This is a genomic window from Kitasatospora sp. NPDC096128 (assembly GCF_040303105.1).
Taxonomy (GTDB): Bacteria; Actinomycetota; Actinomycetes; order Streptomycetales; family Streptomycetaceae; genus Kitasatospora.
The window spans coordinates 78,122-100,941 of the sequence record NZ_JBEOSP010000022.1 but is presented as its reverse complement, the minus strand read 5'-3'; the positions used below and the strand labels follow the sequence as shown (position 1 = coordinate 100,941).

The window sequence follows — 22,820 nt, the reverse complement described above, 5'->3', positions numbered from 1 at the left end:
AAGGGTTTTGACGAAAACACTTCAAACCACGGGAGCGGTCCGGTCAGACCGCCCGGCGCCGCACCCACCAGACCGCCGCAGCGCACAGCGCCACCGCGAGCAGGGTCGTCCAACCGAACTCGATCCACTGGAACGGCCAGAACCGGTCCGCCGGCTGGTACACCTCGTGCATGGTGTACCCGCCGTCGTGCACCAGGGACTGGAGGTGGGCGTAGTCGCCGCCGAGGTTGTAGAACTCGGACTCGGAGAGCCGGTTCCCGGCCGGGTCCGAGTACCAGACGCTCAGCACCCAGCGGTCGTCCACCGCCAGGGACGTCATGGCGCGCACCGGCTCCTCCAGCGGAGTCATGTAGTGCGAGCGCACGGCCTGGGCGAGGAACGGCAGCGCGACCGAGACCGCCAGACCGAGACCCACCGCGAGCACGGTGCGGCGCAGCACCGCGCCGGCCAGCGCCGCCACCCCGAAGGCCACCAGCACCCGGCCGATCAGCACCGGCGACGTCTGTACGAAGAGGTCCGGGTGGAACTGCCCGCCCAGGCGCTCCAGCGGCGCGCTCCACCAGCGCAGCACCAGCCCGAACAGCGCGGCCACCACGGCCAGCACCGCGCCGCCCAGCACCAGGCCGCCCGCCGTCCAACGGGTCCGCCCGGCGCCCTGGGTCCAGGCGAAGCGCACCGTGCCGTGCTCGAACTCCCGCGCCAGCAGCGGTCCGCCGAGGAACGCGCCGAACACGCCGCCGAGGACGTAGGAGACACTGCCGAGCATCGGCATGGTGTCGGCGTACTGGTGCAGGAACCGCTTGAAGGTGGCCGCGCAGGCGGCGGTGCTCGGATCGCAGGAGCCCGCGCCGGTACGGTCCAGGCCGTCGTGCAGGTACCAGCCGTGCAGCAGCAGGGCGAGGGAGACCGCGCCCATCACCGCGAGCAGGGTCAGCAGCGCCGGCCGGTGGCGCAGCCCGGCGGCCCGCAGCACGGCCGAGCGGGGCGGGGCGAGGGTGGTCGAGCTCACGACAGTACCTTCTGGTTCGTACGGACGGCCCCGCGCGGGCCGGGCAGGGCGGAGGCGGTCGGCTCGCGCAGGTAGGCGAGCACCAACTCCTCCAGGCCGACGCGCTGTTGGCGCCAGCCGGCGGAGACCGGCGCGTCCGGGCCGCCGGTGCGCACCAGCAGGTGGGACTGGACGCCGGCCCGGCGGTCGCGGACCACCGGCAGCCGTTCGGCGACCGCGTCCGCCTCGGCGGTGGGGCCGGTGAGCATCCGGTGGCCGCCGACCAGGTCGTCCACCTCCCCGGACACCTGGACCCGGCCGCCGGCCAGCACCACCAGGTAGTCGCAGCTCTGCTCCAGCTCGTTGACGGCGTGCGAGGAGAACAGCACCGAGAGGCCGTCCTCGGCCACCGCGGTCAGCAGCACGGCCATGAAGTCGTGTCGGGCGAGCGGGTCGAGCGCGGCCAACGGCTCGTCCAGGAGGAGGAGTTCGGGCCGCTTGGCGAGTGCGAGGGCGAGCGAGACCTGGGCCTGCTGGCCGCCGGAGAGCCGGCCGTACTTGCGGTCCAGCGGGATGCCGAGGCCGTCCAGGTGGGTGCGCGCCCGGGCGTCGTCCCAGCGCCGGTTGAGGTGGCGGCCCATCGCGAGCAGGTCGCGTACGGGCAGGCCCGGGTAGAGCGCGGCGTTCTGGGCGACGAAGCCGATCCGGTCCAAGGCCCGGGGCGAGCCGGGGAGTTGGTCGCCGAGGACGGTCATCGCGCCCTCGCTGGGCAGGGTCAGGCCGGCGGCCAGGCTGAGCAGGGTGGTCTTGCCGGCGCCGTTCGGGCCGACCAGGGCGACCACGTGCCCGGCCGGGACGGCGAGGTGGCAGTCCCGCAGCGCCCAGGAGCGGCGGTAGCGCTTGCCGATCCCGCCGCAGTCGATGACGGTGTCCGCGGCCATCACGCCACCACCCCGTCGCGGCCCTCGCGCAGGTCGCGCAGCGCGTCCTCGAACACCGCGACCATTCCCCCTTCGTCCAGCCCGGCGGTCCGCGCCGAGCGCATCCAGTCCAGCAACCCCCGCCGCAGCGCGGCCCGTTCGCGCAGCGGCACCACTCCGGCGGGCAGTCCGCGCACGAAGGTGCCCTGGCCGCGCCGGCCGGCCGCCAGGCCGCGGTGCTCCAGCTCGCGGTAGGCCTTGAGCACGGTGTTGGGGTTGATCGCCAGTCCGGCGACCACCTCCCGCACCCGGGGCAGCTGGTCCCCCTCCGTCAACCAGCCCATCCGCAACGCCTGCTCGACCTGCTGCACGAGTTGCAGGTAGGTCGGGACGCCGGAGGCCGGGTCCAGGCGGAACTCGATCGGAGAGGGCTGGTCGGCGCCTTTATCTAGTTCCATAGGTAAAGAGATAAACGAGCGGATGACAGGCCGTCAACCCAAGGAAAGGCAAAGGGCCCCGCCCGGACCGAAACGGTCCGGACGGGGCCCCACAGGCCCTGAACAGCGATCAGGCGCCGCGCAGCACCGCGCCGGTGCGGCTGACGGCCTCGGCCACGGCCGCCTCGCGGGCGGCGGTGGCCTCGTCGGCGGTCAGGGTGCGGTCGGCCGCGCGGAAGCGCAGCGCGTAGGCCAGCGACTTCTTGCCCTCGCCGACCTGCTCGCCGGTGAACACGTCGAACAGCCGGATGGCCTCCAGCAGTTCGCCGGCGCCCGAACGCAGCGCGGCCTCGACCTCGGCGGCCGGGACGGCGGTGTCGACGATCAGCGCGACGTCCTGGGTGGCCACCGGGAAGCCGGAGACCACCGGGCCGTCGACCCTCGTCGAGCCGTCGGCCGTCAGCAGGTCGATGTCCAGCTCCATCGCCGCCGCACGGGCGGGCAGCCCGAGCGCCTTGAGCACCCGCGGGTGCAGCTCACCCGCGTGGCCGACCACCCGGTCGGTGCCGGCCACGACCAGCTCGGCGCAGCGGCCCGGGTGCCAGGGCGCCAGCTGGCCCTGGCGGACGGTCAGCTCGACGCCGGCCGCGCGGGCCACCGTACGGGCCGCCTCGACCGCGTCCGCCCAGGAGGCCTGGTCGCCCTTGCCCCACCAGCCGGACGGCAGCCGCTCGCCCGCGAGGGCGACGGCGACCCGGCGCGGCTGGTCCGGCAGCGCGGCGTCCAGCTCGGCCAGCTCGGCGTCGCTCGGCCGACGGTCGACGGCCGGGCGCGGGGCCACCGAGAGCTCGTCCTTCGGCAGGAACACGGTGCCGGTCTCGAAGACCGCCAGGTCGGTGTTGCCCCGGCCGATGTTGCGGCGCAGCGTGCCGAGCAGGCCCGGCAGCATCGTGGTGCGCAGCGACGGTTCCTCGTCGTTGAGCGGGTTGACCAGCTTGACCGTACGGCGGCGGCGGTCCTCCGGCTCCAGGCCGAGCGCCTCGAAGGCGGCCTCGCCGAGGAACGGGTAGTTGTTGACCTCGACGTAGCCGGCCGCGGCCAGCGCCACGCCGATCCGGCGGTGCACCCGCTGGGCCTCGGTCAGGCCCTTGCCCGGAGGGACGTTCGGCATCCGGGCGGGGACGTTGTCGTAGCCCTCCAGCCGGATGACCTCCTCCGCGAGGTCGTACGGGTCGGTGAGGTCGGGCCGCCAGGTCGGCGGGGTGACCTCCAGGACGTCGGCGCCCGCGACCGAGCAGCCGATCTCCTGCAACCGTCGGGTGACGGTCTCCCGGCCGTACACCGTCCCGGCGACCCGGTCCGGCAGGTCGGCGGCGATGGTGATGGTGCGCACCGGGTGCGGCGCCGCGATGTCGGTGACCCCGGCCTCGGCGGTGCCGCCGGCGATCAGCACCAGCAGGTCGACGGCGCGCTGCGCGGCGGCGCGGGCGGCCTCCGGGTCGACGCCGCGCTCGAAGCGCTTGGACGCCTCGGAGGGCAGCTTGTGCCGCTTGGCGGTGCGGGCGATCGAGACCGGGTCGAAGTGCGCGGCCTCGATGATCACCTCGGTGGTGCCCGGACCGGCGGCCGGGTCGAGGATCTCGGTGGAGGCGCCGCCCATGACCCCGGCCAGGCCGATCGGGCCGCTGGTGTCGCAGATCAGCAGGTCCTCGGCGGCGAGCTTGCGCTCGACCCCGTCGAGGGTGGTGAGGGTCTCGCCCTCGGCCGCCCGGCGGACCGTGATCGGGCCGGCCACGCGCTGCTTGTCGTAGGCGTGCAGCGGCTGGCCGACCTCCAGCATCACGTAGTTGGTGATGTCGACGGTCAGCGAGATCGGGCGGATGCCCGCCTTCTGGAGGCGGCGCTGCAGCCAGATCGGCGACTTGGCGGTCGGGTCGACGCCGACGACCGTGCGGGCCACGAAGCGGTCGCAGCCGGCCGGGTCGTCGACCTTGACCAGGTAGCCGAAGGAGTTGGCCGGCGGCACGTCGAGCAGCGCCGGGTCGGCCAGCGGCAGCCCGTACGCGGCGGCGGCCTCACGGGCCACCCCGCGCATCGACAGGCAGTAGCCGCGGTCCGGGGTGACGGCGATGTCGAGCACCTCGTCGACCAGCTGGAGCAGCTCGATGGCGTCCGTGCCGGGCTCGTACTCCGGCGGGAGCACGATGATGCCGTTGTGGTCGTCGCCCATGCCCAGCTCGCGGGCGGAGCAGATCATGCCGGCCGAGGTGTGGCCGTAGGTCTGGCGGGCCGCGATCGGGAACGGGCCCGGCAGGACGGCGCCCGGGAGCACCACGACGACCTTGTCGCCGACGGCGAAGTTGGTCGCGCCGCAGACGATCTCCTGCGGCTCGCCGGTGCCGTTGGCGTCACCGACGTTGACGAAGCAGTGCCGGATCGGCTTCTTGAAGCCGGACAGCTCCTCGATGGAGAGCACCTCGCCGACCACCAGCGGGCCCTTGAAGTCGGCGCCGAGCTGCTCGACGGTCTCGACCTCCAGGCCGGCCCGGACCAGGCGCTCGGCCACGTCACGGCCGGTCTCGCCGGCCGGAAGGTCGACGTACTCGCGCAGCCAGGAAAGCGGGACGCGCATCAGATCTCCATCCCGAACGGGAGGGTGAAGCGCACGTCACCCTCGACCATGTCGCGCATGTCGGCGACGTTGTGACGATTCATCAGGATCCGCTCCAGGCCCAGGCCGAAGGCGAACCCGCTGTAGCGGTTCGGGTCCACGCCGCAGGCGACCAGCACCCGGGGGTTGACCACGCCGCAGCCGCCGAGCTCGATCCAGCCCTCGGAGGAGCAGGTGCGGCACGGGCGGTCCGGGTTGCCGACGCTCTCGCCGCGGCACACGAAGCACTGCAGGTCGATCTCGGCGCTCGGCTCGGTGAACGGGAAGTACGAGGGGCGCCAGCGCAGCTCCAGGCCGCCGCCGATCAGCTTCTCGACCAGCACCTCGATGGTGCCCTTGAGGTCGGCGAAGGTGATGCCCTCGTCGACGGCGAGACCCTCGACCTGACGGAACACCGGGGTGTGGGTGGCGTCCAGCTCGTCCGTCCGGTAGACCCGGCCGGGGCAGACCACGTACACCGGGGGCTCGCGGTCGAGCAGGGTGCGGGCCTGGACCGGGGAGGTCTGGGTGCGCAGCACCACGCCGGAGTCGGCGGAGCCGTCCGGGGCCTGCACGAAGAAGGTGTCCTGCATCGAGCGGGCCGGGTGGTCCGGGCCCAGGTTGAGGGCGTCGAAGTTCAGCCACTCGGCCTCGACCTCGGGGCCCTCCGCGACCTGGTAGCCCATCGCGACGAAGGTGTCCTCGATGCGCTCGGCCAGCGTGGTCAGCGGGTGCCGGGCGCCGCGCGGGGTGCGGTCGTACGGCAGCGTGACGTCCACCGCCTCCTCGACCAGCACGCGGGCGTCCCGCTCCGCCTCCAGCTCGGCCTGCCGCTTGGCCAGCGCCTGGTTGACGGCGCCGCGGGCCTGGCCGATCAGCTTTCCGGCGGCGGCCTTGGCGTGCGGCGGAAGGGCGCCGATCTCGCGGTTGGCGAGTGAGAGCGCGGAGCGGTCGCCGGTGTGGGCGACCTTGGCCTGCTTCAGCTCGTCCAGGGAGCCGGCGGCGGCGAAGGCGGCGATCGCCTCGTCCCGCGCCTGCTCCACCACCTCGGGCTTGAGGGCCTCGACCTCGACCGGGTCGTACGACTTGTTGGGTGCCGACATCTCTATCTTCCCGTGCTCCTGCTCGTCCGTGCTCAGGTGTGTGGGCTCGCCTTCGCGTCACGCCCGGCGGGGCCGGGGCGCGGGCAGCCGTTCTCCGTGGTCACTGGGAGTGGTGTCCGCGGCACAGCCGCACAGGGCGTTGCGCAACGCCAAAGGTCGAGTGTAGTCGCAGCGCGTAGCGCGGCTGCCGTCAAGCCCGTCCGGTCACCGACCGCATGCTCTCTCAGAGCATGAAGTCGGGCACCCCGGCGGGCAGGATAAATCGGAACCGGGCCCCGCCGCCGGGCGCGCGGTCGACCCGGATCGAGCCGCCGTGGGCCTCCACGATGCCCTTGACGATGTAGAGCCCCAGGCCGGTGCCACCGCGCTTGGAGCCCCGCCAGAAGCGGGTGAAGACGCGCGGCATCGACTCCTCGGGGATGCCGCTGCCTTCGTCGCTCACGGTGACCGCTGTGCCTTCCACGATGCGGGGCGGGGTGCCGGAGCGCTCCCAGACGGGCGCCTCGACGACCTCCTTGGCCGGTGCCACCTCGATGGTGACAGTTCCCTCGCCGTGCCGCACCGCGTTTTCCAGCAGGTTCGCCAGCACCTGGTCGACCTTGTCCGGGTCCGCCCAGAGCACGGTCAGCGGCTCGGTGATCCGGATGTCGAAGCGCTCCTCGGGGATCCCGGTGGCGACCTTGCGCTCGACGTGCCGGCGCACCGCGGCCGCCAGGTCGACCACCTGCTTGCGCAGCTCCAGCCGCCCGGCGTCGATCCGGGAGATGTCCAGCAGCTCGGCGATCAGCCGGGTGACCCGGTCGGCGTCGGCGTCCACCGTCTCCAGCATCAGCCGCTTCTGCCCGTCGGTGAACCGCTCCCACTTGGCCAGCAGCGTCGCCGTGAAGCCCTTGACGCTGGTCAGCGGGGAGCGCAGCTCGTGCGCGACGGTGGCGATCAGCTCGGCGTGGCTGCGCTCGGTGCGGCGCCGGGCCTCCGTCCCGCGCAGCGCGATCACCAGGCGCTCCAGCGGCCCCAGCGGCACCGCCCGGACGTAGCGGGCGGACACCAGCACCTCGCGGCCGCCGGGCAGCAGCAGGTTGCGCTCCGGCTGACGGGTGCGGATCGCCAGGCCGCCGTACGGATCGGTCAGCTGCCACCAGCGGCGGCCGTCCAGGTCCTCCAGCGGCAGGACGTCCTCCAGTGCGCTGCCCAGCGCGGCGCCCGCGAGCACGCCGGTGAGCCGGGCCGCGGCCCGGTTGAAGCAGACCACCCGACCCAGCGCGTCGGCGACCACCAGGCCGTCCGGAAGGTCGTCCGGGTCGAGCTCGGGTCCGCTGCCGACCATGGGTTGCCTCCCCGATTACCCACCGTGCCGTTCCCCCCACCGAGGCAGACCCTAGCGCCTCCCAGGCCCCCGCAGTAGGGCTTGCAACGTGAGAACGCCGCGCGCCCGGGCGTGTGTCAGCCGTTCGGGCGGCAGCCGCCGGGCGAGCGCTGCGCCCGGGCCGAGGCGTACAGGCAGACGGCCGCGGCCGTGGCCAGGTTGAGGCTCTCGGCGTGCCCGTGGATCGGGACGCGCACGACCTCGTCGGTGAGCGCGCGGGTCTCCTCCGGGAGCCCCCACGCCTCGTTGCCGAACACCCATGCGCCGGGCGCGCCCAGGGTGCCCTCGTCGAGCTCCTGGTCCAGGTCGCGCTCCCCCGCGCCGTCCGCGGCGAGCACCCGGACACCGGCCGCGCGCAGCTGCCCGACGGCCTCCTCGACCGGCACGCCGACCGCGACCGGCAGGTGGAACAGGCTGCCGACGGAGGCCCGGACGGCCTTGGGGTTGTACAGGTCCACCGAGGCGTCGGTGAGCACCACGGCGTCCGCGCCGGCCGCGTCGGCGGTGCGCAGCACGGTGCCGGCGTTGCCGGGGTCGCGCACATGGGCGAGGATCGCCACCAGCTTCGGCCGAGCCGCCAGCACCTCGGCGAACGGGGTGTCGATGAAGCGGCAGAGCGCCACGATCCCCTGCGGGGTCACCGTGTCGCAGATGTCGGCGATCACCTCGTCGGTGGCGGTCAGCACCGGCAGCCCCTCCGCCAGGGCCGCCTCGACGATGTCGGCGTGCCGCTCGGCGGCCTCCAGGCCCACGTACACCTCGACCACGGCGTGGTCGGCCGTCCCCGGCAGCCGGCCGAACGCGATGGCCTCCCGGACGGCCTGCGGGCCCTCGGCCAGGAAGCGACGCTCCTTGGTGCGCTGGTTCCGCTTGGCGAGCCGGCGGGCGGCGACGACGCGCGGCGAGCGCAGGGAGGTGAGCAGGGGGGTCTCGGTGCTCGACATGGTCTCGTTCTCTGGAGGCGCAGGCGGCTGACGGGGGCTGACGGAGGCTGGAGGTGGGGGGAACGCAGAACCGGACCCGCAGGCGAGCCTGCGGGTCCGGTCAGAGCTCAACCGATCTCGGAAGATCAGGCGGCGTCCGCGGCGGCCTTCGGGGCGTTCACGTCGGCCGGCAGCGCCTTCTGGGCGACCTCGACCAGGGAGGCGAACGCACCCGGGTCGTTGACGGCCAGGTCGGCCAGCATCTTGCGGTCGATCTCGACGCTGGCGGCCTTCAGGCCCTGCACGAAGCGGTTGTAGGTGATGCCGTTGGCACGGGCCGCAGCGTTGATGCGCTGGATCCACAGCTGACGGAAGTCGCCCTTGCGCTTCTTGCGGTCGTTGAAGTTGTAGACCAGCGAGTGGGTGACCTGCTCCTTGGCCTTGCGGTACAGGCGCGAACGCTGGCCACGGTAGCCGCTGGCGCGCTCCAGGATGACCCGGCGCTTCTTGTGGGCGTTGACTGCCCGCTTGACGCGTGCCACTTGATTACTCCTTGGGTTGGACCACGGACTACTTCACGTGGTCCGTCATTCGAATGGGTCGGGAAGGATCAGCTGCCCCGCACACGGCTCGCGCCGGGCGGGAGGGCGATCACTTGCCGAGAAGCTTCTTGATCTTCTTGGCGTCAGCGGGGGCCAGCTCGACGGTCCCGGCCAGCTTGCGGGTCAGCGTCGAGGGCTTGTGCTCCAGGAGGTGGCGGCGGCCGGCGCGCTCGCGCAGCACCTTGCCAGAGCCACTGATCTTGAAGCGCTTGCTGGCGCCACTGTGCGTCTTCTGCTTCGGCATTTCGCCGTATCTCCTCGTCAGTCCCGTCCACGCCCGCGCGACCTGCGCCGCGCGGGCGTGAACTGGATGGATCTGTGGTGACCGGGCGGGACGCCCCGTCACCCTGGGGGCCGACCCCGGACTGTGAGCCTTGCGGCTCAGGCGCCCTGGGAAGCGGCCGGCTGCTCGACCGGGGCCTCGGCCTCGGCGGCCGGCGCCTCGACCGGGGCGTCCTGCGCCTCGATCACGGCGTCGTCGTCCGCCAGGTCCTCGGTGACCAGGTCGTCGGCGTCCAGGTCCTCGGCCACCGCGTCGTCGTCCGCGGCGGCGTCGGAGCCGTGGGCACGGCCCTGACGCTCGGCCTTGCGGGCGTCCGCGATGGCGCGGGCCTCGGCCATCGCCTCGGTCTTCTTCTTGTGCGGGCCGAGAACCATGATCATGTTCCGGCCGTCCTGCTTCGGCGAGGACTCGATGAAGCCCAGGTCCTGGACGTCGTCGGCGAGCCGCTGCAGCAGGCGGAAGCCCAGCTCGGGGCGGGACTGCTCACGACCACGGAACATGATCGTGATCTTGACCTTGTCGCCCTGCTTGAGGAACCGGACGACGTGACCCTTCTTGGTGTCATAGTCGTGCGGGTCGATCTTCGGCCGGAGCTTCATCTCCTTGATGACCGTGTGCGCCTGGTTCTTGCGCGCCTCACGGGCCTTCATGGCCGACTCGTACTTGAACTTGCCGTAGTCCATGAGCTTGCACACCGGCGGCCGGGCGGTCGCCGCGACCTCGACCAGGTCGAGGTCGTACTCCTGCGCAAGCTCCAGCGCCTTGGCAAGCGGCACGATGCCGACCTGCTCGCCGCTGGGACCGACGAGTCGCACCTCCGGAACGCGAATCCGGTCGTTGATGCGGGGCTCGGTGCTGATGGGGCCTCCTCGGTTGCACCTTCTGCGATGCGGCCGTCGGACGGCGGTCGCACGTAGTGGACTCGACCACTGGGCGGGGCTTCATTCGTGCTGCGCTGCCCGGCACCTCTCGGTACCGCGTGCACCGCCACACGAAAAAAGCCCCGCTCGGTACAAGCGGGGCTCCACACAACCGGGGGCCGCGTCCGGTGAGGGACGCTGCGGGCGACTCGGCGCCGTGGCGCCCGTCGCGGACCGGGACCCGTCGACCGTGAAGCCGATCAGGTGGGAGACTTTCGCGGTTGCCCTCTCGGGCCTCCTCGCAGTGGAGCCTCCACTTGCTGGCCAGGCGCCCATGCGGGATCCCGGCCGGTCAGTCTCGAAGCTTACAGCGTCGCGCTGTCGAACGCCATTCCGCCGCCGCTCCACCCCGGCGCACTGCCTTCCCGGCGCCTTCCGGACCCCTTGTACGCTCCACCTGTACCCACACCGCACGACGGAAGAGCCCCCTGTGAGCAGCGACCCCACCCAGACCCCCGGCGCGGACGACGACGCGATCGGCTTCGACGACCTCACCCGCGACATCGCCGAGGTCCCGGCCGTCGAGGTGATCACCACCGTCGCGGTGCACCTGATGAGCGCGGCCGCGGTCAAGTGCGGCCTGGCCGAGGGCGGCGACAAGGACAAGGACCTGGACGAGGCCCGCAAGCTGATCACCGCGCTCGCCGGGCTGGTCACCGCCGGCGCCCCGGAGATCAGCAACTTCCACGCCGCGCCGCTGCGGGACGGGCTGCGCTCGCTGCAGCTGGCCTTCCGCGAGGCCTCGCTGGTGCCGGACGCGCCGGGCACGGGGCCGGGCGAGAAGTTCACCGGGCCGGTCTACAGCTGAGACGGATCCGGCCGGGGCCTTCACGTACGAAATTTCGTACGTGAAGGCCCTTCGTCGTGTCTACCGCCGGTACAGCGGCTCCCCCGGCAGCTGCGCGTCGGCCGGCAGCACCGCGAGGTCCAGGCCCCGGTCCAGCCGCACCCGCAGCACCGGGTCCCCGGCCACCGCCCGGCCGACCCGCTGCGCGGCCTCCTGAAGCCCCGGCTGGTCCAACGCCGGGTCGAACACCACCGCGAGCACCCCGTCCGAGTCCTCCGACGGCGCCAGCAGCCCGCTGACCACCTGCGGCTCGGCCGCCAGCAGCGCCCGGACCGCCTCCCGCACCTCCGGGTCCCGGACCGGCGGCAGGTACGGACGGTTCTCCGCCAGCGCCCGCAGCCGGGCGCCGGACAGCAGGAACGGCACCGGCCCGGCCGGGTCGATCAGCAGTGTGTCGGCGCGCTCGGAGAAGGCGACCATCGCGGCCTGCGGGGCCGCGGTCGGCGCCGGGCGGGCGTCGGCCCGCCAGCGGGTCAGCGTCTCCAGCGAGGTGAAGGCCGGCAGCGCGCGGCGCCCGTCCGGGGCCTCCAGCACCGGGACCGCCATGTCGCTGGACTTGTCGTGCTGGTGCCCGTGCTCGTCCACCTCGACCTCGCCGAGGATGGCCACGATCGGGACCATCAGCCGGGTCGGGGTCAGCGCCGCCAGCACCTCGGGCTCGGCCGTACGGTCCTGCGACCAGCGGGCCAGCGCCGCGGTCAGGGCCGCGTCCGCCGTGCCGTCGTCGTCGGAGAAACCGGGATTCGGGATGCTCTTGCCGACGAACGCCGGGTTGGAGAAGTCTTTGCGGTCCACCCGGCCGACCCTATGCCACCGGGCACCGCCGCCCGCATTTCCGTGCACACGACCTCTACCCACCGGTAGCGCACTGTGGCACCCTGCGGCCATGCCCATCCTCGTTGCGCCCACCCCGGTCTCCGACCGGCACCGGTACGACCGGGCCACCGCCCACCTCGACGGACCGGTGGCCGTCGTGGACCTCGCCGCCTTCGACGCCAACGCCGCCGACCTGGTGCGCCGCGCGGGCGGCAAGCCGATCCGGGTCGCCAGCAAGTCGCTGCGCTGCCGGGCCCTGCTGGAACGGGCGTTGGCCGTGGACGGCTTCCGCGGGGTGATGAGCTTCACCCTGGACGAGTCGCTCTGGCTGGCCCGTACCGGCGTGCGCGACATCCTGCTCGCCTACCCCTCCACCGACCGCGCCGGCTACGCCGAACTGACCGGCGACCGGGAGCTGGCCGAGCGGGTCACCGTCGTCCTGGACGACCCGGCCCAGCTGGACCTGATCGACAAGGCCCGCACCGGCGACGCCGAGGTGCGGGTCTGCCTGGAACTGGACACCGCGCTGCACCTGTTCGGCGGCCGGGTCCGGGTCGGCGCCCGGCGCTCGCCGCTGCGCACCCCGGAGGAGCTCGGCACCTTCGCCGAACTCGTCCAGCGCCGCCCCGGGTTCCGGGTGGTCGGCCTGATGGCGTACGAGGGGCACGTGGCCGGGGTGGGCGACCGGCTGCCCGGGCGGCCGGTGCGCTCCCAGCTGATCCGGCTGATGCAGGCCAGGTCCCGGACCGAACTGGCCGAGCGGCGGGCGGCAGTGGTCCAGCGGCTGCGCGAGGTGGCCGAGCTGGAGTTCGTCAACGGCGGCGGCACCGGCAGCGTGGAGTCCACCGTGGCCGAACGGGCCGTCACCGAGGTCGCCGCCGGCTCGGGGCTCTACCAGCCGCAGCTGTTCGACAACTACCGCGCCTTCCGGGGCCGTCCGGCCGCGCTGTTCGGCCAGCCGGTGGTGCGCCGCCCCGGCGTCGGGGTGGTGACGGTGCTCGGCGGCGGCTACCCGGCCTCCGGCCCGGCCGGGCCGGACCGCCCGCCCGTGCCGTACCTGCCGCCGGGGCTGCAGTACGACCCGATGGAGGGCGCGGGCGAGGTGCAGACCCCGCTGATCGGCCCGGCCGCCGACGACCTGCTGATCGGCGACCGGGTGTGGTTCCGGCACGCCAAGGCGGGCGAGCTGTGCGAGCGCTTCGCCGAACTGCACCTGATCGAGGGGGACCGGATCGTCCGGACCGTCCCCACCTACCGGGGCGAGGCGAAGACGTTCCTCTGACGGTCCGTCCGGCTCTGCCCTACCGTGGTCGCAGACACGACGAACGACGAGGGAGCAGCATGGAAGCCGAGATCGTCCAGCAGATGGTGACGTCGGGCGCCTCTTCGCTGGCCGGGCTGATGGCCACGGCGGCCTGGCAGCAGGTCAGTTCGCGGGTCTCCCGATTGTTCGGGCGCGGCGAGGAGGACGAGGCGGCCGGCGCCGAGCTGGAGGTGATCCGGGCCGAGGTGGTGGAGGCCGGGGACGACGAGGACGCACTGGCGGACCAGACGGCCGTGCTGCGCACCCGGCTGCGCCGGCTGTTCCGCGAGCACCCGGAGGCGGCGGTCGAACTCCGGGAGATCCTCACCGAATTCGTCCCCCGGCAGGAACCCGGCTCGACGTACATCTACAACACGATCGAGAGCGGGACCTACAACCAGACCGTGATCCAGGCCGGCTTCTACAACGACGGGAAGCGCTGACCTTTCCCCAGCCTTAAGCGGGCCCGATGGAACACCTAACCCTGGTGTCCCGTCGGGCCTTTGCGCTGTTCGGGAGCCTACAGTCCGTCAATAACCGCACCAGTCCAGGCTATTGCCATCTGGTCCAGACCAATCCTACGCTCTGGCCGGGGGCCCGCGATCCGGGCCGGCGGCCCCCGAACGGGCAGGCGTGTCCGCTCCCCCACACCCGCCCGGAACGACGGTCAAGGAGTCCCCACCCCATGTCCATCAAGCGAAGTGCCCTGTCCGTGGGCATGGTCGGCGCCGCGGTCCTCGCGGTGGCGGCGACCAGCGCCGGTACCGCCAGTGCCCACGGCACCATGACCGGCCCGGTCAGCCGGATCGCCGCCTGTTACGCCGAGGGCCCCGAGCACCCGGTGTCCCAGGTCTGCAAGGACCTCGTCGCCGCGAGCGGCACCCAGCCGCTGTACGACTGGAACGAGGTCAACATCGCCAACGCCAACGGCAACCACCAGGCGCTGATCCCGGACGGCAGGCTCTGCTCGGCCAACCGCGACAAGTACGCGGCCCTGGACTGGCCGCGCACCGACTGGCCGGCCACCCAGGTCGGCGCGGGCGCCTTCACCTTCCAGTTCCGCACCACCGCGCCGCACGTCGGCACCCAGACCGTCTACATCACCAAGCCGGGTTACGACCCCACCAAGCCGCTGAAGTGGTCGGACCTCGACCCGACCCCGGTGGCCCAGGTGCAGGTCGACCGCACCGCCACCAACGGGTACTACACCTACCCGGGCACCCTGCCGCAGCGCACCGGCCGCCAGCTGCTGTACATGATCTGGCAGCGCAGCGACAGCCCGGAGGCGTTCTACAGCTGCTCCGACGTCGACTTCGGCACGTCCGGCACCGCCGCCGGGGCTCCGGCCGTCTCCTCGTTCGCCGCCCCGGCCGCGCCCAGCGACGCCCAGATCGCCGCCGACGCGCCCAAGTCCACGGTCGCCCACCACGGGCACGGCGGGGACCCGAACGCCCCGGCCGGCCAGCCGCTCCCGACCACCGCGGCGGCCGTGGCCGGCACCTCCGCCACCGGTCCGCTGCTGCTCGCCGGTGCCGCCGCGCTCGGCGTCGGCTGGGCGGGCATGGTGCTCCGGCGCCGTCGCATCGAGGCTGTTCGACGCGACTCCTGACGCCGGACGGCACGGGGCCGGGCCGGCCCACCCCCGTCCGGTCCGGTTCCGTGGCCCCTGCCCCCACTCAAAGCCCTGACGGACCGAACGGCGAGGCCCACCCGGGAGGATTCCTCCCGGGTGGGCCGTCGTGGTGTGAGGAGCGGGGGGCTCAGGTGGTGGCCGTTCCGGAGCCGTCGGGGCTGCCGTCGGCTCCGGAGCCCGAGCCGGGGGCGGACCCCGAACCGGAGCCCGGCGCGGAGCCGCCGCCCGACCCGCTGCCGGACCCGCTGCCGGAGCCGGAGCCCGGCAGGCCGGGCAGGCTCGGGATCTTGCCCTTGAAGTCGGCGATGCCCTTGACGATGGTGTCCATCACGCCGACGTCCGGCGCCTTGTCGGCGATGTCGAAGCCGAAGTGCACCGAGACCAGCGCCTTGCCGTCACTGGACGGGAAGACCACGGTCTGGACGTAGCCGGGGTTGCCCTTGGCCGCGTCCACCTTCCAGCGGACCAGGTAGCCGTCCTGGCCGTTGACCTTCACGGCCTCGGACTTGAGCTCCTGGTGCCCGGTGATGTCGCCGTAGGCGTCCTTGGCGGCCTGCGCGATGTCCGCCTTCGCCGCCGCCTGGACGTCCGTGCCGCCGCCGGGGATCCGGCCGGTGTTGACGCCGCCGAGGGTGCAGTTGCTGCTGCCGTCCGCGCACTTGTAGGCGCCGACGGACAGCGAGGCGTAACCGTCGTTGGTGGTGCCCGCCTGCCAGCCGGAGGGGGTGGGCAGGGTGAGCCCGTTCACCAGGTCGATCGCCTTGTTGGCGCCCGGCCTGGCCTTCCCGCTGCCATTCCCGCCGCCGTTGCCGTTGCCGCTGCCGCCGTTGCCGTTCCCGCCACTGCTGCCGCCGCCGAAGCCGGGGAAGCCGAACGGCCCGTCGCCGTTCGGGGCCGGCTGGCTCCGGGCCGCGCTGCGCTGCTGCGAGCCGTTGCCGTGGCCGTCCATCGCCAGGTAGGTGATCCCGGAACCGGCGCCCAGGCCGAGCACGGCAGCGACGACGGTGGCCACGACCAGCTTGGACGGCTTGCGCCGGGCCTTGCGCGGCGGCTCGCCGGGGGCGCCGTAGGCGGTGCCGAAGGGCGGCGGCTCCGGGTAGCGGACCGTCGGCCCGCTGTCCAGGACCTCGCCCTCCAGCACCCTGGGCTGCTCGGCCGTCTCCGGCCCCGGGACCGTCGCGGCCGGAGGCTCCGGCTGCGGGGCGTCCGAGGGTGCGGGCCGGGTGTCGGCCGTCCAGCCCTTGCCGTCCCACCAGCGCTGCGGTCTCGGGTCGCCGGTGTTCTTCGGGTCCGGGTACCACCCGGCGGGGATCTGCTCACTCACAGCAAAGAATCTAAAGGTAGCCGGATAAACGCGAAATCAGCGCAGCCGGGAATTCCGGTGGTTTTCGATGAGATTACGGTGAGAAGGCCCCCTGGCTCCTCCGCCGGCGCCTGCAGCGGGCCTACTGCGGGGTGACGTACGCCCCGGAGATGCCGCCGTCCACCAGGAACTCGCTCGCGGTGATGAACGAGGAGTCGTCGCTGGCCAGGAAGGCCACCGCGGCGGCGATCTCCTCGGCCCGGGCGAACCGGCCGAGCGGGATGTGCACCAGCCGCCGGGCCGCCCGCTCCGGGTCGGCGGCGAACAGCTCGCGCAGCAGCGGGGTGTCCACCGGCCCGGGCGACAGCGCGTTCACCCGGATCCCCTCCCGGGCGAACTGCACGCCCAGCTCGCGGGACATCGCCAGCACCCCGCCCTTGGAGGCGGTGTACGAGATCTGCGAGGTGGCCGCGCCCATCCGGGCCACGAAGCCGGCGGTGTTGATGATCGAGCCGCGCCCGTGCCGGCGCATGTACGGCAGCGCGGCCTTGCAGCACAGGTAGACCGAGGTCAGGTTGACCTCCTGGACCTTGCGCCAGGCGTCCAGCCCGGTGGTCAGGATCGAGTCGTCCTCCGGCGGGGAGATGCCCGCGTTGTTGAAGGCGACGTCCACGCTGCCGCAGGTCTCGTACGCCTCGTCGAACAGCGCCTCGACCATGTACGGGTCGGTGACGTCGGTGTGCACGAAGAGCCCGCCGACCTCCTTGGCGGCTGCCCGTCCGGTCTGCTCGTCGAGGTCCGCGCAGACCACCTCGGCCCCCTCCGAGGCCAGTCGGCGGGCCGCGGCCAGGCCGATCCCGCTGCCCGCGCCGGTGACCACGGCGGTGCGGCCGACCAGGCGGCGGCAGACCATTTCGTCCTTGGCGGGCATCGGGCGCTCACTCCTCGGGGTGGATGAAGACGTTCTTGGTCTCGGTGAAGTGGCGCAGCGCGTCCGGCCCCGGCTCGCGGCCGACCCTGGAGTCGCCGAAGCCGCCGAAGGGGCGTCCAGTACCGCCCCGCCTCACATCCGTTCGAAGGAGCGGTAACGCTCCCAGTCGGTGACGGCTCCGTCGTAGGCGGCCTGTTCGACCCGGGCCATGTTCAGGTAGTGCTCGACCACGTCGTCCCCGAAGGCCGTCCGGGCCAGTTCGCTCCCCGCCCACAACTCGGCGGCCTCGCGCAGTGATCCGGGCACCCGGGGGTACTCCTCCACCGCGTAGGCGTTGCCCAGGCAGGGCGTGGGCAGGTCGAGCTTGTGCTGGATCCCGTGCAGTCCGGCCGCGATCATCCCGGCCACCGCGAGGTACGGGTTGACGTCGCCGCCGGGCACCCGGTTCTCCATCCGCAGGGCCGGGCCGTGGCCGACCACCCGGTAGGCGCAGGTGCGGTTGTCCCGGCCCCAGGCGACGGCGGTCGGGGCGAAGGAGCCCGGGCGGTAGCGCTTGTAGGAGTTGACGTTCGGCGCGTACAGCAGGCTGAACTCGCGCAGCGCGACGAGCTGCCCGGCCAGGAAGTGCCGCATCGTGTCGGTCATCCGGCCGTCCCGGTCCGCGAAGGCGGGGGCGCCGACGGCGTCGCGCAGCGACAGGTGGATGTGGCAGCTGTTGCCCTCGCGCTCGTCGTACTTGGCCATGAAGGTGAGCGCGCAGCCCTGTTGGGCGGCGATCTCCTTGGCGCCGGTCTTGTAGACGCTGTGCTGGTCGCAGGTGGTGAGGGCGTCGGCGTAGCGGAACGCGATCTCGTGCTGGCCGAGGTTGCACTCGCCCTTGGCGGACTCGACGGTCAACCCGGCGCCGGCCATCTCGTTGCGGATCCGGGAGAGCAGCGGCTCCACCCGGGCGGTGCCCAGCATCGAGTAGTCCACGTTGTAGAGGTTCGCCGGGGTCAGGCCGCGGTAGCCGCCCAACCAGGCCTGCTCGTAGGTGTCGCGGAAGACCAGGAACTCCAACTCGGTGCCGATGTCCGCGGCCAGCCCGTACTCGGCGAGGCGGGCGATCTGGCGGCGCAGCAGCTGGCGCGGGGCGGCGTCGACCGGGTGGCCGCCGTGCCGGGCCAGGTCGGCGGTGACCTGGGCGGTGCCGGGCTGCCAGGGCATCAGGCGCAGGGTGTTGAGGTCGGGGCGCATCGCGAAGTCGCCGTAGCCGGTGGCCCAGGAGGAGAAGGCGTAGCCGTCCACGGTGTTCAGGTCGACGTCCACGGCCAGCAGGTAGTCGCAGGCCTCGGCGCCGTTCTCCGCCACCTCGTCGAGGAAGAAGCGGGCGGCGAACCGCTTGCCCTGCAACCGGCCCTGCATGTCGGTGAAGGCGAGCGCGACGGTGTGCACCTCGCCCGCGTCCACCAGGATGCGCAGCTCGGCCAGCGTCAGTGGCGGCCGGGGCCGCGAACCCGCGGGGGCGTTCTCGGGCATGGCGTTCTCGGGCATGCCGAAACCCTCCTCCTCGATCACTCTTCGAGATCAAGCGGTCACAGCGAACCGTACGGCCTGCGACTCACGGGGCGGAAGAGGGCGGACGGGTGTGGCGCGCCGAGGTGCGTGGTTGACGAGGTACCGGACGGTACGGGAGGAGAATGCGCGCCATGGATCGCAGGCCTTTCATCGGTGTCAGCACGTACCTGGTGGACGCGAGTTGGAGCGACTGGCGCGGCCGTCGCGTCGCCCTGGTGCCGGAGCGGTACACCGCCTACGTGCAGGGCTCCGGCGGGATCGCCGTCCTGCTCCCGCCGGACGCCCCCGAGCGCGCCCCCGAGGTGCTCGCCCGGCTCGACGCCCTCGTCATCGCCGGCGGCCCGGACATCGACCCGGCCTACTACGGGGAACCCGCCCACCCGTTGACGGACGTCGACTCCCCGGAACGCGACGCCTGGGAAGTCGCCCTGCTGCGCGGCGCCCTGGCGGCGGGCATGCCGGTGCTGGGCATCTGCCGGGGCATGCAGGTGCTCAACGTGGTCTGCGGCGGGACACTGGTGCAGCACCTGCCGGACGTCCTCGACGTCGACGTGCACGCCGGCTCGCCGGGCCACTACGGCGCCCACCTCGTACGGCCGGTGCCGGGCACCCTGCTCGGCGGGCTGCTCCCGGAGAGCGAGCTGGAGGTGCCCACCTTCCACCACCAGGCCGTCGACCGCCTCGGTGCCGGCCTGCGCGTCAGCGCCCTCGCCCCGGACGGCACCGTGGAGGCCGTCGAGGGCCCCGGCTTCACCCTCGGCGTCCAGTGGCACCCCGAACAGGGCACCGACCTCCGCATCATGCAAGCCCTCGTCCGCGCCGCCACCGCCGCTTCGCTGGACGCGGTCGCCCTCGCCTGAGAGTGCGATGACCACCTTCCCCCGGAGGCCTGCCGGCTCTCCTTGTGCGCGGGAGGAGGGGTGGGTGGAGGCGGGGCGAGGGGTCAGCGGGTGGCCGGGGCCGGGGTGGGGAGGGAGGGGGCGAGGTGGAAGGCGGCGGTGAGGAGGGTGGGGAGCATGCGGGTGGCGTGGATGGCGTAGCCGTGGGGGGAGGGGTGAATGCCGTCGGGGCCGAGGAGTCGGGCGGCCCGGCGGTGGAATTCGGGGCCGGAGGTGGGGGCGAGGTGGGCGTCGGTGCGGGTGACGGTGCGGGTGTGGAGGCGGGCGAGGCGGGTGGAGCGGTGGTGGCCGATCCAGCGGACGGGGGCGCGGAAGCCGGGCGCGTAGCCGGGGTCGGGGCAGGGGACGACGACGAGCTGCCAGCCGGCCTCCCGGAGGGACCGGGCGAGGTGGGCGTGCCGACGGGCGGCGCGGCCGAGCGGGGCGGGCAGCAGGACGTCGTTGCCGCCGACGATCAGCACGGCGATACCGGGCCGCAGCCGGGCGGCACGCAGGACTTGGCGGCCGACGTCGGCCGTGGTGGCGCCGGCCCGGGCGTGGACCCGGAGGAGGACGGGCCGGCCGGTGCCCTCGGCGAGGCCCCGGGCGAGCAGGGCGCCGAGGGTCTGCTCGGGGCGGTGGGCGCCGAAGCCCTGGGCGAGCGAGTCGCCGAGCATCAGCAGGGTGAGCGGATGGTCGTCGGCGTCATCGGCGGATGGCCCGTACCGGCCGTCGGCGACCGGGGCGGTCCAGTCGGCGGGCGGCTTGTGGGCGAGCAGGTGCAGGTACAGCCGGGCGAGGCGGCGCATGAGGGGATGGACTCCGGGGTCGGGCGGTCAGGGTTCGCCGCCCAGCGGGCCGTCGAAGTCCCGGCCGAGGCTCCAGGGGACGTACTGCTGCGGGAACCACTCGTGCGCCGCCGGGAGACGACGGTTCATCAACTCCCCTGCGGTCGCTCCGCGTTCGGAGGGCCGGCGGGCGGTTTCCGCGGCAGCGATCTTCACCGGCCATGATCGTCGCCGACCGGCGCACGGCTGCGCAAGCTCGCCTCACCCGTTCAGGTGACCCCGGGGTCACGGCCCTGACCTGGGAACATGCCACCGGCAATCCGGCCGCCGACCGGCGCCCGACCGACCCCGACCGACCCGACACGCGGCGGGTGAACGGCAACGACAACGGTCACCAGTACAGCCTTTGGATCTTTGTCGATTCTGCGGTTCACTTCGAGTGCGGGCGATCGCATCCCGTCACCACCCACCCGTGCGTCCAGAGAGGACTTCGATGGCCGGGCACGAGCATTCCCACGATGATCATGCGCATGACCACCAGAACCCGCAGGGCCACGGCCACGGCGGCCACGCGCACGGCCACGGGGGCCACGGCGGCCACTCCCACGGCGTCGCCGCCGACGCCGACCGCCGCTGGCTGGTCAGCGCCCTCGCCCTGATCGTCGTCTTCATGGCCGGCGAGGTCGTGGTCGGCTTCGCCGCCCAGTCGCTGGCCCTGATCTCCGACGCGGCGCACATGCTCACCGACGCCGCCTCGATCGTGCTGGCCCTGATCGCCATGCGGCTCGCCGCCCGCCCGGCCCGCGGCGGCTACACCTACGGGCTCAAGCGCGCCGAGATCCTCTCCGCGCAGGCCAACGGCGTGACGCTGCTGGTGCTGTCGGCCTGGCTGGGCTACGAGGCGATCACCCGGCTGATCGAGCCGCCCGCAGTCACCGGCTCGCTGGTGCTGATCACGGCACTGATCGGGGTCGCGGTCAACCTGGCCGCCGCCTGGTGCATGTCGAAGGCCAACCGCAGCTCGCTGAACGTCGAGGGCGCCTTCCAGCACGTGCTCACCGACCTGTACGCCTTCATCGCCACCGCCGTGGCCGGTGTGGTCATGGTGACCACCGGCTTCGCCCGGGCCGACGCGATCGCCTCGCTGATCGTGGTCGCGCTGATGCTCAAGGCGGGCATCGGGCTGGTCCGGGACTCCGGGCGGATCTTCCTGGAGGCCGCCCCGGCCGGGATCGACCCGGACGCGGTCGCCGACCGGCTGGTCACCGAGCCGCTGGTCGAGGAGATCCACGACCTGCACATCTGGGAGATCACCTCCAACCAGCCGGCCCTGTCCGCGCACATCCTGGTCACCCCCGGCGGCGACTGCCACGCCGTCCGGCGCGAACTGCAGCGCCGGCTGGCGAAGGAGTACGGCATCACCCACAGCACCCTCCAGGTCGACCACGTCGGCGAGGACGAGGCGGGCGCGCTGCTGCAGATCGCCGGCCCGGGCGAGCCTGCCGCCGAGCACTGCGCCGACGCCCACGGCCCGGTGCACCGCGCCGGCCCGCACGAGCACTGAGAACACCGGGCACCGAGAACACCGGGCACCGAGAACGCACCGTCCGTCAGCGCGGTGCGGCATGATCTGAGGCGTGACCGCACCGCGACTGATGCTGCTCGACTCCGCCAGCCTGTACTTCCGGGCCTACTACGGCGTACCGGACTCCCTGCGCTCGCCGCAGGGAGAGCCGGTCAACGCCGTCCGCGGCCTGCTGGACTTCATCGCCCGGCTGGTCCACGACCACCGGCCGGACGAACTCGTCGCCTGCATGGACGCCGACTGGCGTCCGCAGTGGCGGGTGGACCTCGTCCCCTCGTACAAGACCCACCGGGTCGCCGAGGCCGCCGAGGACGGCGAGGAGGAGGTGCCGGACACCCTCGCCCCGCAGGTCCCGGTGATCGAGCAGGTGCTGGACGCCCTCGGCATCGCCCGGGTCGGCTCCCCCGGCTACGAGGCGGACGACGTGATCGGCACCCTCACCGCACGCGCCGAGGGCCCGGTGCAGATCGTCACCGGCGACCGCGACCTCTTCCAACTGGTCGACGACGAGCGGCGGATCACCGTGCTCTACCCGGTCAAGGGCATGGGCAACCTCCAGGTCACCGATGACACGGTGCTGTTGGAGAAGTACGGCGTGCGCGGCGACCAGTACGCCGACATGGCGGCGCTGCGCGGCGACCCGTCGGACGGCCTGCCCGGCGTCAAGGGCATCGGCGAGAAGACCGCCGCCCAGCTGATCAACGAGTACGGCGACCTGCCCGCGATCCGCGCCGCCGCCCTCGACCTCGGCTCCCGGCTCACCCCGGCCCGCCGCCGCAACATCGTCGAGGGCGCCGCCTACCTGGACGTCGCCCCCACCGTCGTCCGGGTCGCCCAGGACGCCCCGCTCCCGGAGTTCGACCCGGCGCTCCCCCGCGAGCCCCTCGACCCGATGACCCTCGAACACCTCTCCGCCCGCTGGGGCCTCGGCACCTCCCTGGAGCGCGTCCTGGAGGCGCTCGCCACCCGCTGAGCCACGGGGCTCGT

At 73.1% G+C, this 22,820-nt stretch carries 23 protein-coding genes; 7 read left to right on the top strand and 16 right to left on the bottom strand.

Annotation, left to right across the window (positions count from 1 at the left end):
- Positions 1-43 precede the first annotated feature (43 nt).
- The 10 genes from ABTY61_RS24240 to infC form a co-directional block, all read right to left on the bottom strand.
- Positions 44-1,009, bottom strand: coding sequence for an ABC-2 membrane transporter-related protein (locus tag ABTY61_RS24240; RefSeq protein ID WP_350507144.1), 966 nt, complete (start codon positions 1,007-1,009; stop codon positions 44-46).
- Entirely contained in the window at positions 1,006-1,929 is a 924-nt protein-coding gene (locus ABTY61_RS24235; protein WP_350507143.1) for an ATP-binding cassette domain-containing protein, read from the bottom strand. Before ABTY61_RS24235 ends, ABTY61_RS24240 begins: the two co-directional genes overlap by 4 nt.
- Positions 1,929-2,366, bottom strand: coding sequence for a GntR family transcriptional regulator (locus ABTY61_RS24230; RefSeq protein WP_350507142.1), 438 nt, complete (start codon positions 2,364-2,366; stop codon positions 1,929-1,931). The genes ABTY61_RS24235 and ABTY61_RS24230 overlap by 1 nt, the downstream gene beginning before the upstream one ends.
- 109 nt (positions 2,367-2,475) lie before the next feature.
- Positions 2,476-4,977, bottom strand: a complete 2,502-nt coding sequence (gene pheT / locus ABTY61_RS24225; RefSeq protein WP_350507141.1) for a phenylalanine--tRNA ligase subunit beta — start codon at positions 4,975-4,977, stop codon at positions 2,476-2,478.
- A complete protein-coding gene (gene pheS / locus ABTY61_RS24220) occupies positions 4,977-6,098 on the bottom strand; it encodes a phenylalanine--tRNA ligase subunit alpha (RefSeq protein WP_350507140.1) in 1,122 nt (373 codons plus the stop codon). The genes pheT and pheS overlap by 1 nt, the downstream gene beginning before the upstream one ends.
- Positions 6,099-6,321: 223 nt before the next feature.
- A complete protein-coding gene (locus ABTY61_RS24215) occupies positions 6,322-7,425 on the bottom strand; it encodes a sensor histidine kinase (protein WP_350507139.1) in 1,104 nt (367 codons plus the stop codon).
- Positions 7,426-7,541: 116 nt separating this feature from the next.
- Positions 7,542-8,408: a TrmH family RNA methyltransferase gene (locus ABTY61_RS24210; RefSeq protein WP_350507138.1), complete on the bottom strand. Its 867-nt coding sequence runs from the start codon at positions 8,406-8,408 to the stop codon at positions 7,542-7,544.
- 125 nt (positions 8,409-8,533) lie between these two features.
- Positions 8,534-8,929: a 50S ribosomal protein L20 gene (gene rplT / locus ABTY61_RS24205; protein WP_030055649.1), complete on the bottom strand. Its 396-nt coding sequence runs from the start codon at positions 8,927-8,929 to the stop codon at positions 8,534-8,536.
- Between the two features lie 109 nt (positions 8,930-9,038).
- Positions 9,039-9,233 carry a 50S ribosomal protein L35 gene (gene rpmI / locus ABTY61_RS24200; protein WP_030055648.1) on the bottom strand — a complete coding sequence of 65 codons (195 nt, stop codon included), beginning with the start codon at positions 9,231-9,233 and terminating at the stop codon, positions 9,039-9,041.
- Between the two features lie 137 nt (positions 9,234-9,370).
- Positions 9,371-10,132 (bottom strand): translation initiation factor IF-3, encoded by a 762-nt coding sequence (gene infC / locus ABTY61_RS24195; protein ID WP_350507186.1) that lies wholly within the window; start codon positions 10,130-10,132, stop codon positions 9,371-9,373.
- Between the two features lie 490 nt (positions 10,133-10,622).
- On the opposite strand from infC, the gene ABTY61_RS24190 reads away from it, so the two are divergent.
- Entirely contained in the window at positions 10,623-11,000 is a 378-nt protein-coding gene (locus ABTY61_RS24190; RefSeq protein WP_350507137.1) for a DUF1844 domain-containing protein, read from the top strand.
- A 60-nt stretch (positions 11,001-11,060) separates the two neighbouring features.
- Here ABTY61_RS24190 and ABTY61_RS24185 read toward each other — a convergent pair whose 3' ends face one another.
- Positions 11,061-11,834 carry an SseB family protein gene (locus tag ABTY61_RS24185; RefSeq protein WP_350507136.1) on the bottom strand — a complete coding sequence of 258 codons (774 nt, stop codon included), beginning with the start codon at positions 11,832-11,834 and terminating at the stop codon, positions 11,061-11,063.
- Positions 11,835-11,925: 91 nt separating this feature from the next.
- On the opposite strand from ABTY61_RS24185, the gene ABTY61_RS24180 reads away from it, so the two are divergent.
- From ABTY61_RS24180 to ABTY61_RS24170, 3 genes are all read left to right on the top strand, one after another.
- On the top strand, positions 11,926-13,137 hold the full coding sequence (locus tag ABTY61_RS24180) for an amino acid deaminase/aldolase (protein ID WP_350507135.1): 1,212 nt from the start codon (positions 11,926-11,928) through the stop codon (positions 13,135-13,137).
- Positions 13,138-13,196: 59 nt separating this feature from the next.
- Positions 13,197-13,601: a hypothetical protein gene (locus ABTY61_RS24175; protein WP_350507134.1), complete on the top strand. Its 405-nt coding sequence runs from the start codon at positions 13,197-13,199 to the stop codon at positions 13,599-13,601.
- A 242-nt stretch (positions 13,602-13,843) separates the two neighbouring features.
- Positions 13,844-14,767 (top strand): lytic polysaccharide monooxygenase auxiliary activity family 9 protein, encoded by a 924-nt coding sequence (locus ABTY61_RS24170; RefSeq protein WP_350507133.1) that lies wholly within the window; start codon positions 13,844-13,846, stop codon positions 14,765-14,767.
- A 151-nt stretch (positions 14,768-14,918) separates the two neighbouring features.
- Here ABTY61_RS24170 and ABTY61_RS24165 read toward each other — a convergent pair whose 3' ends face one another.
- The 4 genes from ABTY61_RS24165 to ABTY61_RS24150 all read right to left on the bottom strand — a co-directional run bounded on the left by ABTY61_RS24165 (position 14,919) and on the right by ABTY61_RS24150 (position 18,543).
- On the bottom strand, positions 14,919-16,115 hold the full coding sequence (locus ABTY61_RS24165; RefSeq protein WP_350507132.1) for a DUF2510 domain-containing protein: 1,197 nt from the start codon (positions 16,113-16,115) through the stop codon (positions 14,919-14,921).
- A 121-nt stretch (positions 16,116-16,236) separates the two neighbouring features.
- Complete coding sequence (locus tag ABTY61_RS24160; RefSeq protein WP_350507131.1) at positions 16,237-17,025, bottom strand: 3-oxoacyl-ACP reductase; 789 nt, start codon at positions 17,023-17,025, stop codon at positions 16,237-16,239.
- Positions 17,026-17,032: 7 nt separating this feature from the next.
- Positions 17,033-17,161, bottom strand: a complete 129-nt coding sequence (locus ABTY61_RS24155; RefSeq protein WP_350507130.1) for a hypothetical protein — start codon at positions 17,159-17,161, stop codon at positions 17,033-17,035.
- Positions 17,158-18,543 (bottom strand): glutamine synthetase family protein, encoded by a 1,386-nt coding sequence (locus ABTY61_RS24150; protein WP_502895426.1) that lies wholly within the window; start codon positions 18,541-18,543, stop codon positions 17,158-17,160. Before ABTY61_RS24150 ends, ABTY61_RS24155 begins: the two co-directional genes overlap by 4 nt.
- Before the next feature lie 170 nt (positions 18,544-18,713).
- On the opposite strand from ABTY61_RS24150, the gene ABTY61_RS24145 reads away from it, so the two are divergent.
- A complete protein-coding gene (locus ABTY61_RS24145) occupies positions 18,714-19,442 on the top strand; it encodes a gamma-glutamyl-gamma-aminobutyrate hydrolase family protein (protein ID WP_350507128.1) in 729 nt (242 codons plus the stop codon).
- Between the two features lie 83 nt (positions 19,443-19,525).
- Here the strand turns inward: ABTY61_RS24145 and ABTY61_RS24140 are convergent, their stop codons facing one another.
- Positions 19,526-20,269, bottom strand: coding sequence for an SGNH/GDSL hydrolase family protein (locus ABTY61_RS24140; protein ID WP_350507127.1), 744 nt, complete (start codon positions 20,267-20,269; stop codon positions 19,526-19,528).
- A 472-nt stretch (positions 20,270-20,741) separates the two neighbouring features.
- Between ABTY61_RS24140 and ABTY61_RS24135 the strand changes: the two genes are divergently transcribed.
- Positions 20,742-21,812, top strand: coding sequence for a cation diffusion facilitator family transporter (locus ABTY61_RS24135; RefSeq protein ID WP_350507126.1), 1,071 nt, complete (start codon positions 20,742-20,744; stop codon positions 21,810-21,812).
- A 91-nt stretch (positions 21,813-21,903) separates the two neighbouring features.
- Positions 21,904-22,806, top strand: a complete 903-nt coding sequence (locus ABTY61_RS24130) for a 5'-3' exonuclease (RefSeq protein WP_350507185.1) — start codon at positions 21,904-21,906, stop codon at positions 22,804-22,806.
- Positions 22,807-22,820: the final 14 nt, after the last annotated feature.

What these genes read in the sequence shown, in the direction of transcription:
- ABTY61_RS24180 (WP_350507135.1), top strand. Translation starts at nt 11,926, where the DNA reads ATGCCCATCCTCGTTGCGCCCACCCCGGTCTCCGACCGGCACCGGTAC.
- ABTY61_RS24160 (WP_350507131.1), bottom strand. Translation starts at nt 17,025, where the DNA reads ATGCCCGCCAAGGACGAAATGGTCTGCCGCCGCCTGGTCGGCCGCACC.
- ABTY61_RS24145 (WP_350507128.1), top strand. Translation starts at nt 18,714, where the DNA reads ATGGATCGCAGGCCTTTCATCGGTGTCAGCACGTACCTGGTGGACGCG.
- ABTY61_RS24230 (WP_350507142.1), bottom strand. Translation starts at nt 2,366, where the DNA reads ATGGAACTAGATAAAGGCGCCGACCAGCCCTCTCCGATCGAGTTCCGC.
- ABTY61_RS24150 (WP_502895426.1), bottom strand. Translation starts at nt 18,543, where the DNA reads ATGCCCGAGAACGCCCCCGCGGGTTCGCGGCCCCGGCCGCCACTGACG.
- ABTY61_RS24215 (WP_350507139.1), bottom strand. Translation starts at nt 7,425, where the DNA reads ATGGTCGGCAGCGGACCCGAGCTCGACCCGGACGACCTTCCGGACGGC.
- ABTY61_RS24175 (WP_350507134.1), top strand. Translation starts at nt 13,197, where the DNA reads ATGGAAGCCGAGATCGTCCAGCAGATGGTGACGTCGGGCGCCTCTTCG.
- rpmI (WP_030055648.1), bottom strand. Translation starts at nt 9,233, where the DNA reads ATGCCGAAGCAGAAGACGCACAGTGGCGCCAGCAAGCGCTTCAAGATC.
- ABTY61_RS24140 (WP_350507127.1), bottom strand. Translation starts at nt 20,269, where the DNA reads ATGCGCCGCCTCGCCCGGCTGTACCTGCACCTGCTCGCCCACAAGCCG.
- ABTY61_RS24135 (WP_350507126.1), top strand. Translation starts at nt 20,742, where the DNA reads ATGGCCGGGCACGAGCATTCCCACGATGATCATGCGCATGACCACCAG.
- ABTY61_RS24210 (WP_350507138.1), bottom strand. Translation starts at nt 8,408, where the DNA reads ATGTCGAGCACCGAGACCCCCCTGCTCACCTCCCTGCGCTCGCCGCGC.
- ABTY61_RS24130 (WP_350507185.1), top strand. Translation starts at nt 21,904, where the DNA reads ATGCTGCTCGACTCCGCCAGCCTGTACTTCCGGGCCTACTACGGCGTA.
- ABTY61_RS24235 (WP_350507143.1), bottom strand. Translation starts at nt 1,929, where the DNA reads ATGGCCGCGGACACCGTCATCGACTGCGGCGGGATCGGCAAGCGCTAC.
- ABTY61_RS24170 (WP_350507133.1), top strand. Translation starts at nt 13,844, where the DNA reads ATGTCCATCAAGCGAAGTGCCCTGTCCGTGGGCATGGTCGGCGCCGCG.
- pheS (WP_350507140.1), bottom strand. Translation starts at nt 6,098, where the DNA reads ATGTCGGCACCCAACAAGTCGTACGACCCGGTCGAGGTCGAGGCCCTC.
- pheT (WP_350507141.1), bottom strand. Translation starts at nt 4,977, where the DNA reads ATGCGCGTCCCGCTTTCCTGGCTGCGCGAGTACGTCGACCTTCCGGCC.